The organism is Paenibacillus sp. JCM 9796 (genome assembly GCF_055379675.1).
In genome coordinates, this window is the sequence record NZ_AP043723.1 from 510,442 (window position 1) to 534,668 (window position 24,227).

Genomic DNA, 24,227 nt, shown 5'->3' on the forward strand with positions numbered 1-24,227 from the left:
ACCCTCCTTGATCTTTACTTCGCTTTAACCTGCATCTCCTGTTTATCCTGATCTACGCAGAGGGTGGTTCCTGATTTAATCAGCGTCACCTTCTCGCTGCTGCAGACGAGCGGCGTTTCCTCCTTGAATTCGATGCCGTACGCTTTAAGCCGTTCCCGGTTGGACCAGCTGTAGGTAAACTCAGCCTTCACCGGCTGGGACGCCGACTGCAGCTGTGCCAGCTGGCCGCGGAGCTCCTCGCTCATCGCCCACTGCCTGGTTGTGAACGAGCTGCCGACCAACAGCGCATTCGCGGCAATCACGACAGCCAGCGCGATGCCGACGCCGTTCAAGAACCGGTAGCCCTTCACACACAGGGCAAGCCATACGCAAATCAACGGCACGGTCCAGAGCTGGGGCACATAGCGTGCCCACCAGGCCGCCGGGTTGATCAAGGAAGTTACCACCACCAGCGCAATGACCCCGATGGCAGCCAAGGTGATCCCGGGGCGCCGCCGCAAGGCCAACGCCAGCACCAGCAGAGCAAGCAGCAGCGCACCGCTGAACAAAGGCCCGAAGCCGGCTACCGCGACATCATTCTCGGCATAGGTCGGCAGCGCTTGGGCGCTGAATATAAACGGCCATTGGAACTGCGTTGGCTTCTTATCCGTGCGGTTGCCCATCGGTTCGGCGAAGTAAGAGGCTGCCACCCGCTCGAAGCGGTTCATCCGTTCCAGATTGCGAGGCGTAAAGTTCTTCACAACATCGATGGCATTGTCCCCGGCAAGCGGATGAAAAGGATGCCCGTAGTGGAGCGTATTGGTCACGTAAGGATTGTATCCGACGAGAAGCACGCCGATCAGCCCCCCGACTGCCGCCATGCGAAACAGATGCTTCAGCCGGGCAAACTGCTCACCCATGTACAGGGCAATGAGCAGCCCCACGGTCAGCACACCCGCGTAACCGACGGCGGTGAATTTGAGGTTCATCATCATGATCATCCCCAGTGTATACACCGTCGTCAGCAGCCAGCCCGGACGGGTGAAGATCAAGCACCCGAGCGCAAGCAGACATAGCAGCAGCGAACCCAGCAGTCCATCGACATAAAAGGTGAACGACTGGTAAACGCTGACCGGGTTAAGCGCAAGCAGCAGGGCCACCACCCAAGCGGTGACCTTGTTCTCAGGCTTCAAGGTCAGCAGCGCCGCCAGACTGAGCAGGCCGGAAGCCGCCATCATCATCAAGTTGATGACCTTGCTTGGCTCGAGCAGACCGGTTGCCATATAGATGGAAGCCGCGGCAATCTCGGCCGCCTTCGCGTAATGGTTAACCCAGATACTGTTGCCCGTCGGTATGGAAATTTCCTTATCGTAGACGGGGTTCCATCCTTCCGCCAAATGAATGATCGCTTCTTGGTGATAAGCCTGGCCGTCATAGGACAGATCGTAGAAATACCCGCACACCACGAAGCCGCCTATAAACAGCAAAGCGCTCAGTCCCGCCGACATGGCGAACACCTTCATGTGCTGTTCCTCCGCCAGCTTCTTCGACGCGATCCAGGAGAGCAAGGCGGCCAGAGCCGCCGCGAGCCAAAAGTCCGCCTTCATCACCGGCAGCCCGGCAAGAAACAGCAGCGCCGGGATCATAAAGGCGGCGACGTTGAGCGTCAGGAGCGTCATTCCGCTGACCAAACTAATAGATGCCATCCGGTTTCTCATAATGCCCACTCCCATTATCCGAAAAATCTTTGTATGTACCTGGACTAACCCGTCAGCTGTGAGGCGATCCAAGCAAGCAGCGTGCCGACCGCCAGGCCGCCAAGCACCTCTGACCGGGTATGCCCCTGCCTTTCTCTCAGGCCGGCCCCGCCGGCGGCGGCAATTTCGCGGGTCAGTTCGTTAATGCGTTTCGCGCTCTCCCCGACGGCGCGGCGGATGCCCACCGCATCGATCATCACGATGTAGGTCAAGGCGACGGCGAGACCGAACAGCGGCGTCCCCCAGCCCTGATCGAAGCCGATCAGCATGGCGACAGACGATACAACCGACGTATGCGTACTCGGAAAGCCGCCGTTGCCGATCAGCTTCCGGGCATCGCGGCCGTGCCGCACCCTGTTCACCGCATACTTCAGCGTCCCGGACACGAGCCAGGCGATGAAAGGCAGCGCCGGATACAAGAAGCCTGCACCGATGTCCACATCCACTCCCCCTTTCCGTTATGCTCGCGCAATGAGCAGCACGCCGAAGGAGATGAAGGCGGCGCCGATCCATTTTTGCATCGATAACGATTCATGAAACAAATAAAATCCTAGCACCATGACGACAATATAGCCCAAACTAACCATCGGATAAGCGGTGCTGAGCGGGAACTTCTTGAGCGCAAGCAGCCAGAACACCGAGCTTAAACCATAACAAGCCAGCCCTGCCGCAATCGGCCCATAAGACGCCATAGAGGACCAGGACAACATGGCGGCGCCCGCCGGTTTGGGTGTACCGACGCCCCATTTCATCAGCACCTGCCCCGCGGCGCCTAGCAATACGGATACGAATAACCATACATAATGGATCACCGCAGCTTCTCCCTTCCCAACCGAGCTTGTTTTAATTAATTGAAGAACAGCAGAATGCACACGACGGAAAATCCGTACAAAATCACCGTCAGCAAAATATGCTTATCCTCAAGCAGCAGCTTTTCCGGGCGGCCGCCCTTTCCTTCCATGTGAATCAGATACAAGTAGCGGAACACGCCGTAAAGCACGAAGATTAACGTCCACATCAGCTGGATCGTATGGCCCGAGGTAAAGGTGAACAGCGCGTAGCTCATAATCGTCGCCGTCGTCACGATCCCCGACATTTGGTTCAGCATCTCCATCGAATACGAATCCAGCACTTTGCGGTGCGAGCCCATGCCGTTCTGCATCAGCGCCAGCTCGTGCCTGCGTTTGCCGATCGCCAGAAACAAGGCCAGCAGCATCGTGCAAAGCAGGAACCACGGCGTTAACGGTACACCGATGACGAGACCGCCGCCTACCGCGCGCAGCACGAACCCGGAGGCGACGATGAGCAGGTCGACAATCACGACATGCTTGAGCCGCAGGGAATACAGCACATTCATGCAAAAATAGGCGGACAGCACAAGCCCGAAAGCAACCTGGAAGCGGAACGCCAGCATCAGGCAGCATGTCAGCAGGACGAAGCCGAACAGCAGCGCCGCCTGCGGATGAATCGCGCCGGAAGCAAGCGGCCGGTTCTTCTTCTCCGGATGCATCCGGTCCCGTTCCCGGTCTACGTAATCGTTCAGCACATACACGCAGCTGGAGACGAGACAGAACAGCACAAAGCCGACCAAAGCTTGACCGAGCATGTGCATGTCCGCCTGTTGAATGGAAAAGATCAGGGCAGCAAACACGAGCAAATTTTTCGTCCACTGCCGGGGCCGCATCAAGGCCAGATAGCGGATGGGAACCGGCCGGCTTCCCCAGCCTTCCAGCTCGGCGTGCGCTTTGGATTGGGACATGACCAAACCTCCTTTGTCATCGATTAGGTGCGGCTTATGTCTGATAATTACGGGTATACCTCCATTCCGCAATTCATTATAACGAACGAAAGATTCTTTATAAAGAACGATATTTGGTAGTATTTTGGAGAATATGGCAGGAAATCCACGCTTTTTGTTCTTTAAAACGGAATAATCCGAGCTGTTCAATTTTTAATTTGACGTTTTTTACGTTATACTCCAATTATTCGTTCGTTATAAGGAACGTCGTGACGAACGATACGCCTGTGTTTTTGCGCAAGGAAACTACAACAAAGGACCGATGGAGCATGTTGGGAAAACGAGTGAGGAAGCTTCGCATGGAAAGAGGGTTAACGCTCTCTGAACTGGCGGAGGCCGCTGGTGTTGCCAAATCTTACTTGAGTACCATCGAACGGGACATTCATTCGAATCCGTCCGTCCACTTGTTGGACAAAATTGCGGCCGCGCTGGACGTTTCATTGAAACAGCTGGTTCAACCCGATACGCCGGAGCGTGATCCCATGGTGATGCAGGAGTGGTATGACCTGTTTCAGGACGCTCTGAACTGCGGCATCAGCCGGGAAGAATTGAAGAGCATTATCGAATTTCGAAAATGGCAAGTAGGCCAAAGCGAACAAGAGGAGGAGTAATCATGTGCGGCATTGTAGGTTATATCGGCAACCGGAATTCACAGAACATATTATTGGAAGGTTTGAAAAAACTGGAATACCGGGGATACGATTCCGCCGGGGTGGCCATTCACACGGAAGCTGGGCTTGAGCTCCGCAAAACGAAAGGAAGAATCAGCGAGCTGGAAACGCGGCTGGAGGCGCAGCCGCTCACGGGCTTCGCCGGCATCGGTCATACCCGCTGGGCCACTCACGGGAAGCCCTCGGATGCCAATTCGCATCCGCATACCGACAACGACATGAAAATTTCCGTTGTACATAACGGTATCATTGAGAATCACCTGCAATTAAAGGAAGAGCTCGAGCAGCTCGGTTACCGGTTCTTGTCGGAGACCGACACCGAGGTCATCTCTCATCTGATCGCCCACCATTATGAAGGAGATTTAACCGAAGCCGTCAGGAAGGCCGTCAGCCAAGTGCGGGGCGCCTACGCCATCGCCGTGCTTTCCGAGCACGAGCCGGACAAGCTGGTTGCGGTCCGCTGGGCCAGTCCGCTCATTATCGGCGTCGGACAAGGTGAAAATTTCATCGGCTCCGATATTCCGGCCATTCTGGAATATACGCGCGATGTTTACATTTTGAATGACGGCGAGATGGCCGTGCTGACGCGGGACGGGGTCGAACTGATGACGCTTGAGGGCAATTTCATCGCCAAGCAGCTGTTCCACATCGATTGGGATCTCATGATGGCGGAGAAGAACGGGTTCGATACCTTCATGCTCAAAGAAATTCATGATCAGCCGCGCGCCTACCAGGATACGATGCGGGGAAGAATCAACGAGGGGAAGGAAATCGTGCTTCCCGGCATGACGCTGTCCGCAGAGCAAATCCGCGGTCTGAAGCAGATCCATATGGTCGCCTGCGGCACGGCTTACCATGCGGCGCTCGTCGGTAAAACCGTCATCGAACGACTGACCCGCATTCCGGTTGAAGTCGACCTCGCCTCCGAGTACCGCTACCGGATGCCCGTGATCCGCGAGAACACGCTCGTCATCGCCGTCAGTCAATCGGGAGAAACCGCGGATACGCTGGCCGCCATGCGCGAGGCCAGGCAGTGCGGCGCCCGCGTCATGGCCATCACGAATGTAATCGGCAGCTCGGTGGCCCGCGAAGCGGACGATGTCCTGTTCACACTGGCCGGTCCCGAGATCGCCGTCGCCTCGACCAAAGCTTACAGCTCGCAGTTGATCGCCTTCTATTTACTCGGTCTGTTCATGGCCCAGTCCATGGAGACGCTGGACCAAGCCTCGCTCATCGAGCTGATTGCCATGCTGGAACGGCTGCCTTCCCAAGTGGAAGAAATGCTGGAAGGCCTGGAACCGGTCCGCCAGATCGCCGAGCAGATTTCGAATCAGAATCACCTTTTCTTTATCGGCCGCGGACTCGACTACAGCCTGGCGATGGAAGCGTCGCTTAAGCTGAAGGAAATATCCTACATTCATTCGGAGGCGTATGCCGCGGGCGAGCTGAAGCACGGCTCCTTGGCGCTGATTGAAGAAGGCACGCCGGTCATTGCGCTGGCAACCCAGGAGCTGCTGCTGGAGAAAACCGCGAGCAACATCAAGGAAGTCAAGGCACGGGGCGCTTACGTGATCGCGCTGGCTTTGGAAGGTCAAACCGAGCTGGAGAAAACCGCAGATCAAGTGATCTACGTGCCGCGTACCTATTCCCTGCTGGCGCCTGCCCTTGCCGTGGTACCGCTGCAGCTGCTCGCTTACTACACGGCTTCGATTCGGGGGAATGACGTGGACAAACCTCGCAATTTGGCGAAAAGCGTAACGGTCGAGTAGCCAAGCTGAACACGCACGGATAGAGAGTAAGGAGGATAAACCGTATGTGGATGGAGCCATTAGACCAGGCCGACTCCGTGTTGACCGCTTTGAGCTTGACGATCGCCGGCGGTTTTACCGCACTATTCCTGCTGCGGAGCCGGCACAGGACCATCGCCGAACGAATGAAACAAAGCCTGGAAAAGCATCAGGATTACTTTACTTACCTTAGCGCCAACATGCACGGGGCGGACGCGCTGTTCCCGCCCCCCGGGCGTTTGACCCCCGTAGAGCTGAAAGCCATTCAGTCGAAGCTGCTGCAGTGGATCGAGGCGATCGACGGCGAGCAGCGGGGCAAGCTTACCGCCCTTTGCCGGGATCTGGGACTTGTGGAGCTGGAGCGTCAGCGGCTGCGCAGCTCCAGGCACGGGGTACGCATGGAAGCCGCTTATCATTTGGGTGTCATGCGGGCGGCCGAATGTACCGGTGAACTGCTGAATCTCTTGGAACGGGAAGGCAGCGAACCGACCGCATTCGTCGTCGGACGCGCCGCCGCCAAGTGCGCCGCAACGCTCGAGGATTTGCGCCGCCTGATGCAGCTGCTTACCGAACACCATCCCAAGGCTCATCAGCTTATCGCCGATACTATCGCCTCTTCTTCCTTAGATCCGGCACCGCTCTTTGCCGAGCTGCTTCGCAGCGAAAATAACGAAGTGGTGCTCACGGTGGCTTTGATCAGTCTTTCCGGACGAAACGATCCGCATGTGTTCGGCGCATTGGACCGGTTGATCATGTCCGGGCATAAAGAAATCCGGGTCAAAGCGGCAAAAATGTTCCTGCAGTATCCTCACCTGCTGCCGCTCGAGCGAATCGGCGAGCTGATCCGCCATCCGGATTGGGAAATCCGTGCCGCTGCGGCCAAGGCCGTGGGCGAACAGCAGCTTGACTTTTATCTCGAAGCGCTCACCCGCAGTATGGCCGACGAGGAATGGTGGGTCCGCTATTACAGCGCCAGAAGCTTATCCAAGCTCGGCTCCGCCGGTTTTGAGGCATTGTGCGAGACGGCCTGCAGCTCCGAGAACGGAGCCTCCCGCGAGTCCGCCTGGGAGGCTGTGCATGAAGAGCTGAACCAAGCGGAGGTTTCGGCTTCACAGGAGGCGCTGCAAATGCCTCACTACAACCGGCTGAATTTCATTTTCCGGCGAACACTTGGTGAACACGGCGCGTCCCGGCCATCCCATAGGCCCCGGATCAGCTCGTAGAAAGGGGACCCGGATGAGATCGTTTTTGCTGAACTACGGAATCATTGCCTTTTATCTGATTATCGGATCCAGTTTACTGCACTTATTCATACTCGCGATCTCCCATCAGAAGATACTCTCCATTGTCAAAAGCACCATGAACTCGCGCTTCCGGGAGCTGGCAGGCTCGGAATACGTCCCTCCCGTATCGATTCTGGTCCCCTCCTATAATGAGGAGCTGACCATCATCGAGAGCGTGCGTTCCTTAATGACGCTGGAATTTCCCATGTATGAAGTCGTCGTCATCAATGACGGCTCAGCCGACCGGACGCTTCAAGTACTGGTGGATACGTTCGAATTGAAGCCGACCCGTCTGACCGGCTTCCGTCCTCTGGTGCAATCCAAACCGATCCGGGGAGCGTACCGCAACCCCCTCTATCCCAGACTGGTCGTCATCGACAAAGCGAACGGCGGTAAAGCCGATGCGCTGAATGCCGGTATTAATGTTGCTAAATATCCGCTGGTCTCCACCATCGATGCCGACAGCCTGCTGGAAAAAGACGCCTTGATCCGATTGGTTAAAGTCTATATGGAAAACCCCGAGCAGCATATTGCTGTCGGGGGCAATGTCCGGATCGCGAACGGGAGTACCATTGAGGACGGCCGCGTGCTGTCGGTCCGGCTGTCGAACAAATGGCTTCCCGCCCTTCAATATGTCGAGTATATGAAAGCCTTCCTCGGCGGCCGGATCGGCTGGAGCGCTATGAACGGGCTGCTTATCGTGTCCGGGGCCTTCGGCCTGTTTCGCAAAGATTACTTGGTCAAAGTGGGCGGCTATCAAGAGGACTGTCCCGGCGAGGACATGAACATCGTGATCAAGCTTCACAAATATATGCTGGACCGCAATTTGCCCTACCGGATCGTGTTTTGTCCGGACGCCGTCTGCTGGACGCAGGCGCCCGATACGCTGAAGGTGCTCAGCGCCCAGCGCCGCCGCTGGATCCGCGGCAGCTTATGGAACGTCAGCCGATTCCGCGCGATGCTGTTCATTCCGAAGTACAAGGTGATCGGCTGGTTATCCCTGCCCTACACCATCGTGTACGAGATTCTGAATCCTTTTGTCCGGCTGTCCGGTTTGGCGGCGCTCGCGGGATACGTATTGCTGGACATGACACAGCTGCCGGTGCTCCTTATCTTCCTGCTGGTCAATCTGCTTATTGGCATGATCTTTACGTGCGGGTCGCTGTTGATTGAACAATTGGCTTTCCGCCGCCCCATTCGCACGTACGACCTGCTGCGCATGATCGGGTTATCGGTGGTAATGGCGGTCGGTTACGATCAAATCAATGCACTCTGGAAGCTGCTCGGACTGTGGGATTATATTCGCCGCAATAATGCTTGGGGCAACATGGTACGCCGCAGCTGGCAGGATGAAGCGGCCCATCAGGCCGGATCCTCTTCCTCAAAAAAGACTACCAAAGCACAGGCCGTCTAATGGACGGCCGCTCCCCTATATGTGCGTATGATCGCCACCTCAATATGAATGGAAATGGAGTGAAAGAACAATGAACAATGCGTTATTAACCGGTTCCCGCTTGTCACAACGTCTAACCAATCGAATGAACAGCGTCCTTCAAGCAGCCGTCCCTTGGACGGAGTGCGGACTGATCGCAGCTTCAACGCACGGCATCAGCCCGATATGGCTTCAGGATTTGGAGACACGTCTGGCCAAGGAGAACGAGAACCTGGCCGTTATAGCCAATTACGAAACGGATGAAGGGACATTGACTATCCTGCTGCCGGGGCAATCGCTGGCTTTCACCCATTTCGTGTCTCTGTCGGTCAAGGCTTACCTGCAGGATGCCGGACTGTTAAACGGCGCCATGGCCGTTGCCAGCTTCCCGGAGAGCGCTCCCGCTTCCGATGAAACCTTGATCGACTTCCTGGCTTTGCTGGATGAGAAAGAACAATCGGACATCGCCGTTTATCAGGGCCAGCTTCAATCCCCGGAACCACCGACGGTCGTGATGATCGATCCGAACGCCGATTTGCTCGATTTCCTGAACGTCCGGCTCGGACTTCAAGGATACGATGTCCGTCCAGCACATGACGGCATGGAAGGGCTCCGGCTCGTGGAATCGGTCCAGCCGGACCTGGTCATCACAGAGCTGGCGCTGCCTGCACTCGACGGCTACCAGGTGATACACCGCATCCGGCAAACCCAGAGCCGGGCGTGCAAAGTTGTCGTGCTGACCGACCTTACCGTCGAGCAGGATATTTGCAAATGCTTTGACCTGGGCGCCGCCGATGTGATCAAGAAGCCATTCTCACCCATGGAGCTTGAAGCGCGCCTCAGGCGGCTGCTCGCCTAACTTAGCTTGTGGATAAAAGGAGTTCGTGCCCATGAAAGGGAACACTTCACCCATCGCCTGGCTGATGCGCTTTGCCTTGCTGTCCGTCGCCTTTTTCCTGGTCTGGCATTACTGGCCAACCAAGAAAGTGGAGAGCGTCCAAAGCGCGGACGGATCGCAAATCAAGTTCCGTACGCTGGGGGATCACATCGAGATGTACGATAAGCAGCAATGGACTCCTTTTTTTGTCAAAGGAGTCAATGTGGGTGCTGCGCTTCCCGGGCATGACCCGGGCGAGCTGCCGATCAGCAAGGAAAAGTATTTGGAATGGTTCAAACAAATTCAAGAGCTCGGCGCCAATACGATTCGGGTATATACGATTCTAACGCCGGTTTTTTATCAAGCGCTTGTGGAATACAACCAGCGTCATGCGGACCAGCCGCTCTATTTCATTCAGGGCGTATGGACTCCGGAAGATGAGCTGATCGAATCAAAAGACGCCTACCTCGAAGCGATTTACTCGGAGTTTCAAAGCGAAATCACCTACGCCGTAGGAGCGGTGTACGGGACCGCCGATATTCCGGAGCGGCTCGGCAAGGCGACCGGCTCCTACCGTTACAATGCCGGCCCTTATTTGCTGGCGTGGCATATCGGGACGGAATGGGATCCGAAGATGGTTCAGAATACCAACGACCTGCATAAAGACAAGACCGGCTTCCAAGGCACCCACATTTCCGCTAAACCGAACGCTTCCCCTTTTGAGAACTGGCTTGCGGAAATGCTCGACCATTTGGCGGTGCTGGAGTCGGAGAACGGTTGGAAGCATCCGTTGACCTTTACGAATTGGGTTACAACCGATCCGCTCAAGCATCCCGGCGAGGTCCTCGTTCAAGAGGATATGGTAAGCGTCGATGCGACCCGCCTGAATGCGCACAACTGGCCTGCCGGATATTTTGCATCCTTTCACGCTTATCCTTATTATCCCGACTTTTTCCTCTTGGATCAAACGCTGATGGATATGAAGGACAAGGACGGAACGGCCAACACCTACTTAAGCTATTTGACCAAGTTGAAGGCCTACCATAAGGACATGCCGGTTATGATTACGGAATTCGGCGTTCCTTCCTCTTTGGGAATCGGACATCTGGCCAATAAAGACCGGCATCAAGGAGGGCATGACGAGACGCAGCAGGGACAGATCAACGCCTCTCTCCTGCAGGATATTGCAAGCGCAGGCATGGCGGGAGGTATCGTCTTCTCCTGGCAGGACGAGTGGTTTAAGCGCACCTGGAACACGATGCACTTCGAAATCCCGCAAAGCCGCCGCAAGCTGTGGAACAACGTCTTGACGAACGAACAACATTTCGGGCTGGTGGCCGAGATGTCCGGCAAGGCCGGGACGCTCCAAATCGACGGAGACGCAAGCGACTGGCAATCGCTTAAAGAGGACGAGAAGCGAACGCTCGCGGGCGGCTATCCGGGATGGAAATCCATTTGGATGACCCATGACGAGGCCTACGTCTACATCGCGGGCGAGCTGGAGCAGCCGTTTGATCCGGAGCGCGAGAAGCTCTACTTCGGCGTCGATACGATTCCCGGCGGCAACCGGCATGCGAAGGAACTGGGCGGAGCCAAGCTCGACGAAGGGCTGGAAACGCTCATTGAGCTCGGAAAAGACAATGAAAGCCAAGTGAAGATCGCATCTAACTACGATTTTCACACCCGGTTATACGGCAATCAGTATGGGATGCTGAAGGTCAAGCCCGAGGACATGAAAGACGATTCCGGTATATTTAACCCGTGGAAGCTGGCCGTGGGTCTGGAGCAGATTCCGCCGGATTCCACCCGGTACAATCCGTTTCAGGATGTACCTGCCGGGATGCTGAAGCGCGGATCGACGGATCCGGCCTCGGCGGACTTCAATTCCTTAACCATGTGGCAGGCCAAGGGCAGCGTCGTAGAGATGCGTATCCCCTGGATGTTGCTCGGTTTCACCGACCCCAGTTCCCTGCAGGTCATGAGCTACGGCGAGAAGGATGGTAAACTGGCAGCCACGACAACCCAAGGGATTCGCTTGCTTCCTTGGATCGTTCAGCGCTCGGACGGTTCCGTCCGCGGATTGGTGAAAGACGCCGGCGCCGAATACCCTGTCTCCAAGCTGCCGGCCTATACATGGCCTGCCTGGAACAAGGTCCAGTACGTCGAGCGCCTCAAGAAAAGCTACGACCTGATGAAGGACGCTTTTCATCAGATTGATGATCACGTTCCCCAACCATAGCCGTACTTTACCGGCGCACAGCTTAAAGCAGCAAAAATGCCCCCATAGCCGATGAGCGGAAACTCATAGGTTATAGGGGCATTGGTACAACCATTCACTCGCCCGCACCAGCTTTATCTCTATCATTCCTCGGAGCGTTTCTGCCTGTTGCGCCACTTGTTATACTCCAAAAATTCCACAAACTGCTCTTTGCTGATGCCCGAATCCATGGCCTCTCTTACCAGACCAAGCCATTCCTCATCCAACTGCTCATGAGGATGGGGGTGATGTTGAATAAACGTTTCCAGCGGAACGCCCAACACCGCACTAATCTTTTCAAGAAACTGGATCGATGGATTCGACTGGACCTCGCGTTCGATCGAGCTCAAATAGGATTTCGCTACCCCCGCTTTCTCTGCCAATTCGGTAAGGGTAAAGCCTTGTTCCAAGCGCAGCTGCTTGACTTTCTTGCCAATCATGGTAGTGACCCCTTTGTCATCCTGCAGTATAACAATATTTTAACAAAAAATGTTCATAGTGTGGATGATTATTTTTTATATCATAACCATGTAAGCGCTATCAATACAGGTTAAAAAAATTTTGTTTACCTGCGCAGCTTTTTTCTCTCTTGAAGTTAACGTTTCAGCTCATCATCATCTTCGTTTTGTTTGCATTCGCGGAAAAATTGCCGGACTTCCTCCGTGGAAAGCCCTGAATCGCGAGCTGCGATCATCAGGTAGACCCAGTTCTCGTCCAGGTTCTTGTTGGGTACAAGCGTTTGTTTTACGGACATAGCCCGGTCCCTCCAGATTTCCGGTAACTTGACGCACCATACTATTCGTGTCCAAGTTCTATTTTACGCGGGTCTATCATTTCAACCATTCCAACAAGCGCTGCGTGAGGATACCGCCCAAATATATGCCTACGATGCCCAGTATCCCGGGCAGGACAGGCGGGGCTGGAAGCGGTAATTTGAGCAGCTTAAAAATGCATCCAACGATAAGCCCTGCCAGCAGGGCCAGTATCCATTCTCTCATTCTGCTCACTCCATTATCAACCGACTTGATTTGAAATTCGATGTTATAGATATCATATCCTTTTTACTATCCATGCAACCGTGGGCATGTCTAAATATGATATACTACTAGAAACGTGCGCTGCAAGGAGATGAACGACAATGAAGCTGGTATCATGGAATGTTAACGGTTTAAGGGCGTGTGTGAATAAAGGATTTAACGACTACTTTACAAAAATGGACGCCGATATATTCTGTATTCAAGAAACGAAACTGCAAGAAGGGCAAATTCGTCTGGAATATGGTACGGCGTATGATCAGTATTGGAATTACGCCGTTAAGAAGGGGTATTCCGGAACTGCTGTATTAACAAAGATCAAACCGCTTTCCGTACGATTCGGCTTGGAGGAGGATCAAGAACCTGAGGGGCGGATCATCACGCTGGAGTTCGACGCCTTCTATTTAGTCAATGTATACACGCCGAATGCAAGACGCGATCTGTCCAGGCTGGAATATCGACTGGAATGGGAAGACCGGTTCCGAAGCTACCTTCAGCAGTTGGATGCACATAAGCCTGTTATTATTTGTGGTGATCTCAATGTGGCCCACCACGAGATTGACCTCAAGAACGCGAAGTCCAATCGTAACAACTCTGGCTTTACCCCGGAAGAACGAAGCAAAATGACCCAATTGCTGGATGCCGGCTTTATCGACACCTTCAGACATTTCTACCCCGACCAGGCAGATGCCTATACATGGTGGTCGCATATGCCTAAGGTGAGAGAGCGGAATATCGGATGGCGAATCGATTACTTCCTCGCCTCTTCAAGACTTGCTCCCTCCTTACTTGACGCACAGATTGATGCCCATGTTACAGGCAGCGATCATTGCCCTGTTATCCTGACAATCGCAGATAACTTGAACGAGGGTGCCGGTCCGGTCAGCGTTGTGAATCAGTAGCCGACGATCTCGAGCCCGCTGAGTTCGGCACGATTTTCTTTTGAACGAGTGTTGCAAAGGTATGAATATGCGTTTCCATTAATGTCCGTGCACCTACAGCGTCTTTATCTGCAATCTTTTCAATGATCATCTCATGCTCAGTGATTGTACGGTTTAGATTTTGTTCAAATAAAGGGATGTTGCAAAGGAAAAAATCATTTAAATCCCATTGACTCTTCGTCATACTTAACAGCTTTTCCGATCTGGACATTTTCAAAATCACATAATGCAGTTCCCGGTTCTCATGAAAATACCTATCCCTGGAAAATCTTTCATTAATCACTTTTTCCAGTTGTTCATTGATCAAATATAATTCATTGACCTCCCGGTCTTCTCTTCTTTGTGCAGCCAAATAAGCTGCCATTCCCTCCAGGGCCATAACCGTCAAAAAATGGTCAGCCATTTCATCCTGTGAATACTTCTTTACACGACACCCGGTTTGCGGAACAATTTCAACAAAATACTCCGCTTCCAGTTTCTTTAGAGCATCGATGACAGGACGCCTGGAAACCTCAAGCTCATCTGCTACTTCAACAACCGATATTTCATCCCCAAAAACCCATCTTCCGGACTTCAGGCCATCTTTTATATATTCATAGGTTCGAATGGTTTTGGACAAGGATAGGTCCATTTTATTCACTGCGACGTCCTCCATGTAAAACTTCTCAACATAATAGGATATTATAACTCTTTATCATAAATTTCTCAAATTAAGGTAATTTATGTCAATAATAGTAAACCGTGTCCTGTAGATCTAAAGAGATCTACGAAGGACACGGCTACTTGTTCATATTTAGCCTTATTTACCGAATGGTTTAGCTAAAAATTCCGTAAACACTTCAGGCTCCTGCCAGGTCAAGCTTTCAAGGGCTAACGGATCGAGTAGAATCGATTGATTTAACTTTGGCGAAGTAATTTCCAACCTCTCTCCGTTTCTTGTATATACCTTCTTAATGAGCACTTGGGTAAACTCATTACCCACTATAATTTGCGGTTCGGCTGGCATTTTCCTCCTCCTTTCTATGAGTTACGCAAGTACAGACCGCTACTGATTTCGCTTAAAACGCAGCGTTCCATTCCTTGTACTCGTAGTCAACAACGCCATTGACAACTAAGGGGTCGGATTCGATAATAGACACAAATTCCTCTTTTGAGCAGTTGTAAACAATACAACCGCCGCTTCCATCGGCAAAGGGCCCGTTAGCCGCTATGACGCCTTTTTCGCGTAATTGTTGATTGCGGTTATTATGTTGTTCAAACCATGTCGGATCGATTTGATCCATCGATTTTTTTATACCTAATTGAACTAACCACATGGAAACCACTCCCTTAACTGGTTTTAAACGATCGTCAATCCTCCATCGGCGACAATCACAGAACCTGTGACAAACGAAGATTCGTCGGAAGCCAGGAAAAGAGCAATATTCGCAATTTCTTCCGGCTGTGCTCCTCTGCCAAGGGGAGTTGCTTCGGAAGCCACTTTGTCTAACTCTGGCAAAACTTCTTCCATGGCCTTCGTCATCGCTGTAATTACATACCCCGGGGCAATGACGTTAGCGCGAATCCCTTTTCTCGCATAGGATGCAGCGACTTGACGCGTAAACGAAATGATGGCTCCCTTAGATGCGGAATAGGAAGGACCGCCTGGACTGTTGATTAAGGCAGCTGTGGATGCTGTATTGATTATAGTTCCACCGCCTGCGCGTAATAGTTCAGCAATGCCATACTTCGATACAAAGAACAACCCTCTTGTATTTACATTTTGAATTTTATCCCATTCTTCCACACTTGTGTCTTCTACCGATATCATAAAGTTTTTATGAGCAATCCCTGCATTGTTGTAAATCGTAGTCAACTTCCCAAAAGCATCCACCGTCTTTTGAATCGCTTGCTTGACTTGTTCTTCATGGGTAACATCGCATTCAATAGCGATGGCTTCACCACCTGCTTCGCTTACTAGCCTGACCGTTTCCTGGAGACCATTCGCATCCATGTCGATGGCCGCCACTTTCGCTCCTTCACGGGCAAAAACAACTGCCGCCGCTCGCCCTTGACCTCCTGCTGCCCCCGTAATAAACGCGACTTTGTTTGCTAATCGATTTGTCAACTTCGGTTCCTCCCAGTGGATTCATATCCAATCTCAGAATCATTGCTGAACCATCAGATTTAGAAAAAGACCGCTATATTGTCCATCCCTAATGTCGTTTGATCGATCAGTATTTCTCTTGTTTTTAATTTAATTTCTTGCCCGGCACGCGTCAGGATGTCGTTACGAACACAAGTAATAAGGCCATATTCAGGTTCGTTACCACGGCTGCGGGTTAGAAGAAGGTAGCTCTTTACTTTAAATTCATGTTCAGCCGTTTGCTCGACACGAACATTATTGATAAACCTTCTTGTACGAGACGGCGGATCTTCCGCCCAAGCAAATTCCGTCTCAAACCGCTCTACCCTTTTCCTCAGAGAAGCAAAGTTCTCCTCAAAGTGATACATATTTCCAATAAAACCTTCTCCGTGTACTCGCTCGCGATTCGTCCTTACAGGCATGATGTACTGAATCTCTTGATCTAACATGTTTAACCATTCCCGAAAGTCCCCGCTGTCCAGTACTTCTGCTTCATTTTGTAGAAATTCCACAATTTCGAAATAAACAGGATTTCCAATTCTAATGCTGGTAGAATGCATGTACTCTCCTCCTCTGCATGTTATTTTCCAATTGGTGTTGAAAGATGATCATTCATTGCTGTCGGTCAATAATTTTTGCCATTGATGCCAAATGTTCAATTGGTTAGCCTCGCTGTAATCCCCTTGATAAACCGTTCCTGGCCCTGGCCAATCGCCTTGCTCGGGCTTTCGATCAATACCCATGCGATAAATAAATTTTAATTTCGATTGCGCTATATATCCCTTGGTGGCCCGAGTAATGTTTTTCCACATTTCCGTATCATCTTGTTCCAGCATACCACTCGATCCAAATGTTCGGACATACGTCTCTCTTGCAAGCTCTTTCCACCAATCGGGTGCTTCTTTCTCGACAAGCACCCAAGAGAAGACTTCCATTTCATGTGGTCCTTTCGGTACCCATTGTCTTAATGTCAAATAGGAACCCGGATGCTTTCCATCTTCCGTTGCCCAAGAGAAATATCCAAACGACATGTTCGGGTATATGTTTCCATGAATATAAGCGAGTCGTCTAAACGCTTTTTGATGTTCAGGTGTTAATTTCTGTTCAATCTTTTCGACGATATCTTGGGGAACGCCGTAGAAAGGCGGAAGCTCATATTCGGGTGGACCGCCGATCAATCCAAGACCATTTCCATTCTCGCAAGAAACATGTACGCCATAGAACGCAAACTTCGGATCCCCACTCGGAACAAGCTTTAATTGCACAGCTGACTGGTGGGTCATAAATGTATGATAAGCATCCCCAACAAAGTTGTCGGCACCTAGCTTCCAGTTCGACTTTACGGTCCAACGCTGTGGTGCTCCGATCACTTCCATGCCCTCATTCGTGTGCTGCAGCATCATATCCAGGTACCACTTCAAGCTTCCCAGCTGCTCTTCTAAAGGAGGAGCTGATTCGTTAAAGGTCCCAAAAATAAGCCCTGCATAGGTGGCGGCCCTCGCCTTTACCAGACTGTACTGACTTTTATCAAAGCCATCACCGAAGGCCTCCTTATGGGCCGGAACTCCGATGAGATCTCCATTCTGTTTAAACGTAAATCCATGGTAAGGACATCTGAAATGGGAAGAGTTTCCCATTTCCGAGCGGCATACAGGAGAACCTCTATGCGTACAAGCGTTCAGTACAATGTTGACGACACCCGCCTCTGAACGCGAAACAATCACCTCTTCGTTTCCAATAAATCTCAAGACATAATCGCCTTTATTCGGTATTTCAGATTCATGAGCAACAGGAATCCATATTTTGGAAAATATTTTTTCAATTTCCATCTGATGAATTTCGGGATCACCGATGACTCGCGATGAGATATACCCTTCATCCAAATCCAACAAATCTTTAACCTTTGTACCATCCGATAAACAAACATCTTCGCCCACTTTTTTTGGAATTGTCACTTGTTAATCGCTCCCTTCTCTTCATCAACGGATTACGTTTTGACTTAAGTTCAGATTCTAGAATCTTAAATCGGTTATTAATTTTCTTGGATTCCGATATGGATAGCTGTTCTTTGCTTGCTGACTTTAGCGTGCGGCTTGGTTGAGTGTGTAGAATACTGCTGTGAAGGTAGTGTAAGACAGCGATCGTGCTGGCGGTGGTTCCTGCGCTGGGGTTGCTTGTTGTTTGTTGTTTGTTGAGCAATTGCGAGTTGGTTGAAATACTAGAATATTAGAACGTTTCGGGAGATTGTGTATGCGCTTACAACTTCAATAATTTCATTATACATAGATGGATATAGATAGTCAATATATGACCAACCGGCTGCTATGGCACGACCCCGCTCGGGAACCAATGGAAGAGAAACACAAAGCCCAGCGCCGAACCCTCCTAACGTCTTAATTTTCAGCAAGGAAAACGTAAGAGTGAAATGAACGGATATCTCAGCAGCCTGCTGCCTGTTACAGCCAATTCTGGTTGACCGGTCTTGTTTCCTGGAATCGTTCAGGATGAGCGGCTCCCCACCAAAGTCTTCCTCTGGTGCTGTAATCCTCCCAGGTCCATTTTACAGGCGGCATATCTAGATCCCGTAAATAATCCCCGGTATAAATTTCCATTCTATTCCCATCCGGATCGCGGATGTACAAGAAGAACGCATTGCTCAAACCGTGTCGTCCCGGTCCGTATTCAATCGAATCTTGATAGCCGGCATCAGCCATCAGATCGGCGGTTCGAATAATTTCAGCCGGCCCCTGCACCGTGTACGCCACATGATGCAATGCCGCTCCGCTTGCTTTCACAAGTGCGACATCGTGCGTACCAGGGAAACGCCGGGTCCACGCTGCGAAAGTTTCTCCGTCCCGCTCCACATATTCAGAAACACTAAAATTCAATTCGTCTCTCCAGTAATTTAATGCCTTGTCAACACTGGCTACACGCAAATTGACATGATCGATCCGCAGCGGTGGAATTCCTTTATCCGTATGAGTAAAACGCATCGGCAATCTTTTTAACCGCCCGGTTTCGTCAAATATATCAATTTGTTGCATGTCGTGGTAAAATTCAATCGGATGTCCGTTCGGTTCCACGATTCGCAATGAAGCACCTTGCCCCGGCTCGGCACCATCGGGTACCCTCGTATACGGAATTCCCAATTTTTTGTGATGGTAAGCCAATCGTTCCAAATCTTCAGGATCCGAAACCCGCAGAGCGAAATGACCTAGTCCACTGTAGCTATTTTTCGTAAGCGTAAGCGTATGGGTATCGAACTCGTCTACCCCCCGCAAGTATATATGCTGCTTGTCAGAATCATGTTCGCGAAAGCCCAATACATCAACATAAAATTCCCTGGCCTTTTCCAAATCGGTAACGAAAAGTTCCGTGTGTCCCAGTCGTAAAATCATCCTACTGTCTCCTTCACGCCACATGGGCAATTATAATTTTGGCGAATTGATCTTCTATAATCAAATATTCCGACCATTTATTGGCTAACCAAGCATCCGCACGGGCCGGGTGTCCCAGCACGGCTGCACCAGCAGCCGTACCGGTAACATTACCGTTTCTTTCAAGCACCAAACCGATGTTAGGCCAATCCAATCGATCAAAATGAAGGCGATTACAGGTTTGAGTCCAAATACACTGCGGTTTTGTTTCTCCATGAATTTCAATTAAATGCCTCAAGACCCCTTACCGAATGATTCGACTGGAAATGCCCCCCATGAACTGAATGCGGTCGGGAAATCCTCCCACACTCTATGGGAAATAGCGTGATCCGCTCTTGGCATTTCAGCAGACAGCTCCATTCGGTTTCCGCTCGGATCCATAAAATACGTATACAGATTGCCGCCTACCGAATGTCTTCCCGGACCAACTTCAATTTTATAACCGGCCTGCGCGAGCAAATCTGCGGCCCGCTTCATATCCTCTAAACCGTTTACCTGAAATGCGTAATGATGCAGGGTCGTATGTTCCGGAGTGCCTATCGCAGCCACGTCATGATGGTAATCGGAAGCATGCGTCCACGCTGCTCCCCATATGCCGGGCGCCGGCTCGAACACATCGGAGACGCTAAAATCAAGAGCATCTTTCAAAAATTGCACAAATCCGTTGACGTCCTTGGTATGTACCGTGATATGATCGGCATCCAGCAAACCAAGACCTCTGCTTCCTTTATTGCCCACTACAGGATGAATGTATTTGGGCCGGTGATCCAGAAGTACCAGTTCCATTTGGTGATTCGAGGGGGCCGTAAACCGCAGCGCTGCCTTTTTCCCTGGTTCCGGATCCGTCAAACGTTGACTGGGTACGCCCAGTGATGACAGTTTTTTCTCAAAATAGCCGAGATCCTCTTCGTTCACTACCTGCAGTGCAAAAAGGTCTAAACCTGTTCCACCTTGTTTAATGGCTAGGTCATAGTTATGATCAGCCCCACAGCCGAAATAAACCGTATCTTTCTCTCTTGCAATTTCATGCAATCCGATAATATCGCGGTAGAATTCAATTGATTTTGCTAAATCGATGACATTAATTGTTCCGTTGGCAAATTTAAAAATCCCCATTTCCTATACCTCCTTAATTTTTCACGCTATTATTTTTAAAATATTGTTCAAAACTAACCATCCCTAGACTTTCCCGGCGATTAGCGTCAAGTGCGTCCAAGGCTCTGGAGTTTTCAACCAACAGCATTTGTACTTCAGCAGAATGCGGATTATAGTGTCGATGCCAAATCCATGGAGGAGTATAAACAAAATCTCCCTTTGACCACGTTACAACCTGATTACCGATTTCCGAATAGCCTTCCCCTTCGATTACATAATGGACCGATTCATGAACATGACGCTGCAGATCTGAACTGCTGTTTGCCGGTATTTTTTGCAAATAAAATTCCAACGATTTGGCAGGAATATCTACTAAAATTCCAATTTCACTTGGGTTCCCTGTTGCTTGGCTATCAAGCCAAATTGCGTCTTCGGAGTGCACGACCAGACCATCGGAAGAAATTTCTTGATGGTCACGCTGTTTCAACTTTTTTAAATTGGCAAAGAAAGAATTCAGTTTTTGTTCGCTTGTCGGTTTGTTCCCATGATGCATTTCTTTACCTCCCCAGTTCAGAGTGGACTTACAATGGTGAACCCCCCGTCAATAACATGGGTTTGACCTGTTATGAAGGAAGCGTGCTCCGAAGCAAGAAATGCTACGAGGGAGGCCACATCATCCGGCTTGCCGAACCGTCCGACAGGAATGCTCTCCTGGTCTTGCCTAAGAACCTCTTCCAGAGGTATCCCTGCTTGTTTCGCTCTGTAATCAGCGATTTGCCGGATGCGATCCGTATCGATATGAGCTGGCGCAATCACATTAGTTGTCACGCCGTAAGGCCCTACTTCGCAAGCGAGCGATTCTGAAAGCGCTTTAACACCAGCCCGCATTACATTGGACAAGTGAAGGTTAGGCAGCGGACGAATCACAGAGGATGATGTCATATATATTAAACGTCCCCACTGATTTTCCTGCATGCCAGGCAGCACCGCTCTTGTCAGACGAATTGCAGCATCCAGAATTAGACGATAAGAGAAATCCCAATCGGAACTGCTCAAGTTGAGAAAGCTGCCCGGTTTTGGGCCTCCGGTATTGTAGACAAGGATGTCAATGCCGCCCATTTCGGCAATTGCTGCGCTCGCCAATTCATCTACCGAAGCCGGATTTGTGAAATCGGAGGGTTGGTAAAACACTTGCGAACCTGTTTCCCTGTGAATTTCCTGTGCTGTTTGTGGAAGCAGATCCCTTTCAATACCGCTTAAAAATACGGTAGCTCCCTCTTTTGCAAGCCGTTCCGCAATCCCTCTACCAATACCTGAGCTTGAAGCTGTGACCAACGCTTTCTTTCCTTTTAAATCCATATGCATATCCCACCTATAATTTGCTGTTATTTTCAATCCCATACGATGCAAGCATTTTGTCTACCAGAGCCAAAGGTTCCCGTTTGTCATAACCGGAATATTGTGTTTGAATACGCAGGAACATCGGATCCCCTGCATAGAAGCGCTCATATAATTCATGGCGAGATCCAAAGTCTGAAACAGCAATCTCCGCAGCGGCTTTGAACAGCTTCACTTTCTCTTCGGCTGTCACTTCGGCTCCCCGATAATACTTGCGGACATCACTTGCAATCGGACTATTAAACACATCCACACTTGCCGGTTGATACATCAACCCGCCTGCGACCACAAACTGAATGATCTCCCTGACGCGGGGGTACCAACGGTTACCCGAATTTCGAATCGCATACAAAGGAGTAACATTCGGTAAAAAGATGCCGTCAGGACTTTGTTCGCTGGTAGCTTCTGAAGAATGTACCGCTGCTCTAATTAATTCAATATAGGTGGTTATTTCACCTATCATATCCTGAACATGAGGAAATTGATTGGTATTCACCATTTCGGTCGCTCTCATGACGAGTCCAGCCAGGAACTGCAGCTTAGCTTGCAAACGGATAGCGGATTGATGCCCCGTAAATGCGTTTGAATTTAGTTTCCAAATCGTGTTTACACGTTCAACATCCTGATAGATGAACACTCGCTCCCATGGAACCAGCACATCATCAAATACAACTACACTATCCAGTTCATCAAACCGCGAAGCCAACGGATGGTCAAATACGGATTGGCGGACGAAAGACTCTCGGGCAATTAATCGTACGCCGGGGGTGTTTAGAGGAAGCGCGAAGGAAATTGCATATTTGTAATCTTTTTCGGTTGGTTTTCGCAAATGGAACGGCCACACAAGCATCTCATCCGCATATGGGCCTGCGGTAGCCAGCATTTTGGCCCCGCGAACAATAATACCGGCATCCGTTTCTCTTACGACTCCCAGATATGTGAATTCATCCGGCTGTTCAGACGGCGCCTTACCGCGATCTACCTGAGGATCTATCAGCACATGGGTTAAATACAAATCATTTTCCCGTACATATTCAAAATAATTCCGGGCATTATCCGCGTAAGGGCCAAAGAAATCCGCATGGATATACCATGCTGTCAGCATGGCGCTCATAAAATCAGTGGAGCGCCCCATCATCCCAAACGTTTCTTCCGCCCAATCTTTATGCATCAACCGGCGGCGGACCAGATCTTCCTTCGACTTCGGTACAAGAAAAGAGGTACCGATTAGGTCGCCCGTTTTAGGTGATTTCGACAACATATAAGAACGCTTATCCTTTTCCCATTGTGAATCATACAGTCTTGCTATCGATTTTACAGCCGGCGCTACAAGCGGATGGGTTGTTGGATCCTTTACTTGTTCATTGCCGATCCAAGTTTCCGGAGGATTGTCCTTCAACCTTTGTATATAGTCCGTTCCTCTTCTTGCCCCCATGTTTACAATCTTCCTTCCTTAAGAAATCTGTGATGTACGTCATTGAACTCTCCAGGCTTCTCCCATTGCGGCCAGTGGCCGGCTTCGCTGATTACATATAACTGGCTGCTAGGTATCCATGACTTTAATATGAATGCTTCATCAACCGTCCCTGTGGGATCGTTATCTGTCCATAACAGCAAAGTTGGACACTTGATCTTTCCGCACCATTCAGGCCCCCAGGCATAATCTTTCCTGACTTCCCAATCCTGCAGACACACAATATTGTAGATTGCCCTTTTAAACTCCCGTTGGGTATATATCTGATAACGAATGTTCACCAGTTCATCCGTCACAAAACTCTTATCAAGAAACAACCACTCCAACCGCGATCTTACATTTTCATAAGTCGCTTCCACTACAGCGCTAATTGTGGAATCTTTTACTTTCTTCATGACTTCCGGCTTATTGGTAATATTACCGGGAGTGTTTAGAATCACTTTATCGACCAGATCCGGGTAATGAGCGGCTGTCCAAGCCGCGACCCATCCTCCCAATGACTCCCCGGATAGATTGAATTTCTGCAATCCCAAAGCCTCCGCCAGACCAACCAGATGATCACTCAAATAATCGATGGTGTACGGTCTATCAGGTTTGTCACTATATCCGTGTCCAACCATATCGTAAGCGATTACCCTGAAGTCTTCCGACAGTCTCCCTATGTTCCTGGCATATGCTTCAAGATGTCCACCCGTACCGTGAACGAAGATGAGAGGATCTCCTTCTCCTGCTTCCAATATGCGCGTTCTAATTCCTTTTACATTGATATAGTCCTGTTTTAAAGGGACACCCGCTAATTGTGACCACATGCCGACCTTCTCTCCCATGGTTCACCTCATTTTTGGTATACTAGTATCTTAGTAATAGAATACCATAATTTCC

General features: G+C 50.7%; 27 protein-coding genes. 7 read left to right on the forward strand and 20 right to left on the reverse strand.

Annotated features, from left to right (window positions below; all coding sequences use genetic code 11):
• Nucleotides 1-14: 14 nt before the first annotated feature.
• From ACZ439_RS02605 to ACZ439_RS02620, 4 genes are read right to left on the reverse strand one after another with little or no spacing between them, the layout of a single operon-like run.
• On the reverse strand, nucleotides 15-1,697 hold the full coding sequence (locus tag ACZ439_RS02605) for a hypothetical protein (RefSeq protein ID WP_464620587.1): 1,683 nt from the start codon (nucleotides 1,695-1,697) through the stop codon (nucleotides 15-17).
• Nucleotides 1,698-1,741: 44 nt separating this feature from the next.
• Entirely contained in the window at nucleotides 1,742-2,176 is a 435-nt protein-coding gene (locus ACZ439_RS02610; RefSeq protein ID WP_127605579.1) for a divergent PAP2 family protein, read from the reverse strand.
• 18 nt (nucleotides 2,177-2,194) lie between these two features.
• Nucleotides 2,195-2,548: an SMR family transporter gene (locus tag ACZ439_RS02615; protein WP_054795240.1), complete on the reverse strand. Its 354-nt coding sequence runs from the start codon at nucleotides 2,546-2,548 to the stop codon at nucleotides 2,195-2,197.
• A 35-nt stretch (nucleotides 2,549-2,583) separates the two neighbouring features.
• Complete coding sequence (locus ACZ439_RS02620) at nucleotides 2,584-3,420, reverse strand: decaprenyl-phosphate phosphoribosyltransferase (protein WP_230876005.1); 837 nt, start codon at nucleotides 3,418-3,420, stop codon at nucleotides 2,584-2,586.
• Between the two features lie 413 nt (nucleotides 3,421-3,833).
• On the opposite strand from ACZ439_RS02620, the gene ACZ439_RS02625 reads away from it, so the two are divergent.
• From ACZ439_RS02625 to ACZ439_RS02650, 6 genes are all read left to right on the forward strand, one after another.
• Nucleotides 3,834-4,145 (forward strand): helix-turn-helix domain-containing protein, encoded by a 312-nt coding sequence (locus ACZ439_RS02625; protein WP_230875989.1) that lies wholly within the window; start codon nucleotides 3,834-3,836, stop codon nucleotides 4,143-4,145.
• 2 nt (nucleotides 4,146-4,147) lie between these two features.
• On the forward strand, nucleotides 4,148-5,974 hold the full coding sequence (gene glmS, locus ACZ439_RS02630) for a glutamine--fructose-6-phosphate transaminase (isomerizing) (protein ID WP_054799073.1): 1,827 nt from the start codon (nucleotides 4,148-4,150) through the stop codon (nucleotides 5,972-5,974).
• A gap of 44 nt (nucleotides 5,975-6,018) precedes the next feature.
• Nucleotides 6,019-7,215 (forward strand): HEAT repeat domain-containing protein, encoded by a 1,197-nt coding sequence (locus ACZ439_RS02635; RefSeq protein WP_141334015.1) that lies wholly within the window; start codon nucleotides 6,019-6,021, stop codon nucleotides 7,213-7,215.
• Between the two features lie 13 nt (nucleotides 7,216-7,228).
• A complete protein-coding gene (locus tag ACZ439_RS02640; protein ID WP_127605585.1) occupies nucleotides 7,229-8,689 on the forward strand; it encodes a glycosyltransferase family 2 protein in 1,461 nt (486 codons plus the stop codon).
• Nucleotides 8,690-8,759: 70 nt separating this feature from the next.
• A complete protein-coding gene (locus tag ACZ439_RS02645) occupies nucleotides 8,760-9,566 on the forward strand; it encodes a response regulator transcription factor (RefSeq protein ID WP_054795243.1) in 807 nt (268 codons plus the stop codon).
• A gap of 31 nt (nucleotides 9,567-9,597) precedes the next feature.
• Entirely contained in the window at nucleotides 9,598-11,823 is a 2,226-nt protein-coding gene (locus tag ACZ439_RS02650; protein ID WP_464620588.1) for a hypothetical protein, read from the forward strand.
• Between the two features lie 122 nt (nucleotides 11,824-11,945).
• On the opposite strand, the gene ACZ439_RS02655 is transcribed toward ACZ439_RS02650, so the two are convergent.
• From ACZ439_RS02655 to ACZ439_RS02665, 3 genes are all read right to left on the reverse strand, one after another.
• On the reverse strand, nucleotides 11,946-12,281 hold the full coding sequence (locus tag ACZ439_RS02655; RefSeq protein ID WP_054795244.1) for a helix-turn-helix domain-containing protein: 336 nt from the start codon (nucleotides 12,279-12,281) through the stop codon (nucleotides 11,946-11,948).
• A 155-nt stretch (nucleotides 12,282-12,436) separates the two neighbouring features.
• On the reverse strand, nucleotides 12,437-12,595 hold the full coding sequence (locus ACZ439_RS02660; RefSeq protein WP_127605589.1) for an anti-repressor SinI family protein: 159 nt from the start codon (nucleotides 12,593-12,595) through the stop codon (nucleotides 12,437-12,439).
• 76 nt (nucleotides 12,596-12,671) lie between these two features.
• Nucleotides 12,672-12,839 carry a XapX domain-containing protein gene (locus tag ACZ439_RS02665; protein WP_127605591.1) on the reverse strand — a complete coding sequence of 56 codons (168 nt, stop codon included), beginning with the start codon at nucleotides 12,837-12,839 and terminating at the stop codon, nucleotides 12,672-12,674.
• A gap of 140 nt (nucleotides 12,840-12,979) precedes the next feature.
• Here ACZ439_RS02665 and ACZ439_RS02670 point away from each other — a divergent pair, with 140 nt between their 5' ends.
• Entirely contained in the window at nucleotides 12,980-13,777 is a 798-nt protein-coding gene (locus ACZ439_RS02670) for an exodeoxyribonuclease III (RefSeq protein WP_054795245.1), read from the forward strand.
• Here ACZ439_RS02670 and ACZ439_RS02675 read toward each other — a convergent pair.
• The 13 genes from ACZ439_RS02675 to ACZ439_RS02735 all read right to left on the reverse strand — a co-directional run bounded on the left by ACZ439_RS02675 (nucleotide 13,758) and on the right by ACZ439_RS02735 (nucleotide 24,172).
• Complete coding sequence (locus ACZ439_RS02675; RefSeq protein ID WP_236595944.1) at nucleotides 13,758-14,447, reverse strand: GntR family transcriptional regulator; 690 nt, start codon at nucleotides 14,445-14,447, stop codon at nucleotides 13,758-13,760. The genes ACZ439_RS02670 and ACZ439_RS02675 overlap by 20 nt on opposite strands.
• A 168-nt stretch (nucleotides 14,448-14,615) precedes the next feature.
• Nucleotides 14,616-14,822, reverse strand: a complete 207-nt coding sequence (locus tag ACZ439_RS02680) for a hypothetical protein (RefSeq protein ID WP_054795247.1) — start codon at nucleotides 14,820-14,822, stop codon at nucleotides 14,616-14,618.
• Between the two features lie 52 nt (nucleotides 14,823-14,874).
• Nucleotides 14,875-15,132 (reverse strand): YciI family protein, encoded by a 258-nt coding sequence (locus ACZ439_RS02685; protein ID WP_127605595.1) that lies wholly within the window; start codon nucleotides 15,130-15,132, stop codon nucleotides 14,875-14,877.
• A 23-nt stretch (nucleotides 15,133-15,155) separates the two neighbouring features.
• Complete coding sequence (locus ACZ439_RS02690) at nucleotides 15,156-15,923, reverse strand: SDR family NAD(P)-dependent oxidoreductase (protein ID WP_127605597.1); 768 nt, start codon at nucleotides 15,921-15,923, stop codon at nucleotides 15,156-15,158.
• Between the two features lie 59 nt (nucleotides 15,924-15,982).
• The gene (locus ACZ439_RS02695; protein ID WP_054799067.1) at nucleotides 15,983-16,501 is read right to left on the reverse strand and encodes an aromatic-ring-hydroxylating dioxygenase subunit beta; all 519 of its coding nucleotides are present in this window, start codon (nucleotides 16,499-16,501) and stop codon (nucleotides 15,983-15,985) included.
• Nucleotides 16,502-16,549: 48 nt separating this feature from the next.
• Entirely contained in the window at nucleotides 16,550-17,896 is a 1,347-nt protein-coding gene (locus tag ACZ439_RS02700; protein ID WP_127605599.1) for an aromatic ring-hydroxylating oxygenase subunit alpha, read from the reverse strand.
• Between the two features lie 501 nt (nucleotides 17,897-18,397).
• Nucleotides 18,398-19,339 carry a 3,4-dihydroxyphenylacetate 2,3-dioxygenase gene (gene hpaD / locus ACZ439_RS02705; RefSeq protein ID WP_464620589.1) on the reverse strand — a complete coding sequence of 314 codons (942 nt, stop codon included), beginning with the start codon at nucleotides 19,337-19,339 and terminating at the stop codon, nucleotides 18,398-18,400.
• Between the two features lie 13 nt (nucleotides 19,340-19,352).
• Nucleotides 19,353-19,616: a hypothetical protein gene (locus ACZ439_RS02710; protein ID WP_054799065.1), complete on the reverse strand. Its 264-nt coding sequence runs from the start codon at nucleotides 19,614-19,616 to the stop codon at nucleotides 19,353-19,355.
• Nucleotides 19,613-20,494: a VOC family protein gene (locus tag ACZ439_RS02715; RefSeq protein WP_464620590.1), complete on the reverse strand. Its 882-nt coding sequence runs from the start codon at nucleotides 20,492-20,494 to the stop codon at nucleotides 19,613-19,615. The genes ACZ439_RS02710 and ACZ439_RS02715 overlap by 4 nt, the downstream gene beginning before the upstream one ends.
• A gap of 13 nt (nucleotides 20,495-20,507) precedes the next feature.
• A complete protein-coding gene (locus ACZ439_RS02720) occupies nucleotides 20,508-21,026 on the reverse strand; it encodes a cupin domain-containing protein (protein WP_464620591.1) in 519 nt (172 codons plus the stop codon).
• Between the two features lie 17 nt (nucleotides 21,027-21,043).
• Complete coding sequence (locus ACZ439_RS02725; protein ID WP_054795256.1) at nucleotides 21,044-21,832, reverse strand: SDR family oxidoreductase; 789 nt, start codon at nucleotides 21,830-21,832, stop codon at nucleotides 21,044-21,046.
• Between the two features lie 13 nt (nucleotides 21,833-21,845).
• Nucleotides 21,846-23,306, reverse strand: a complete 1,461-nt coding sequence (locus ACZ439_RS02730; protein WP_464620592.1) for a 4-hydroxyphenylacetate 3-hydroxylase family protein — start codon at nucleotides 23,304-23,306, stop codon at nucleotides 21,846-21,848.
• Between the two features lie 2 nt (nucleotides 23,307-23,308).
• Nucleotides 23,309-24,172, reverse strand: coding sequence for an alpha/beta fold hydrolase (locus ACZ439_RS02735; RefSeq protein ID WP_054795257.1), 864 nt, complete (start codon nucleotides 24,170-24,172; stop codon nucleotides 23,309-23,311).
• Nucleotides 24,173-24,227 lie beyond the last annotated feature (55 nt).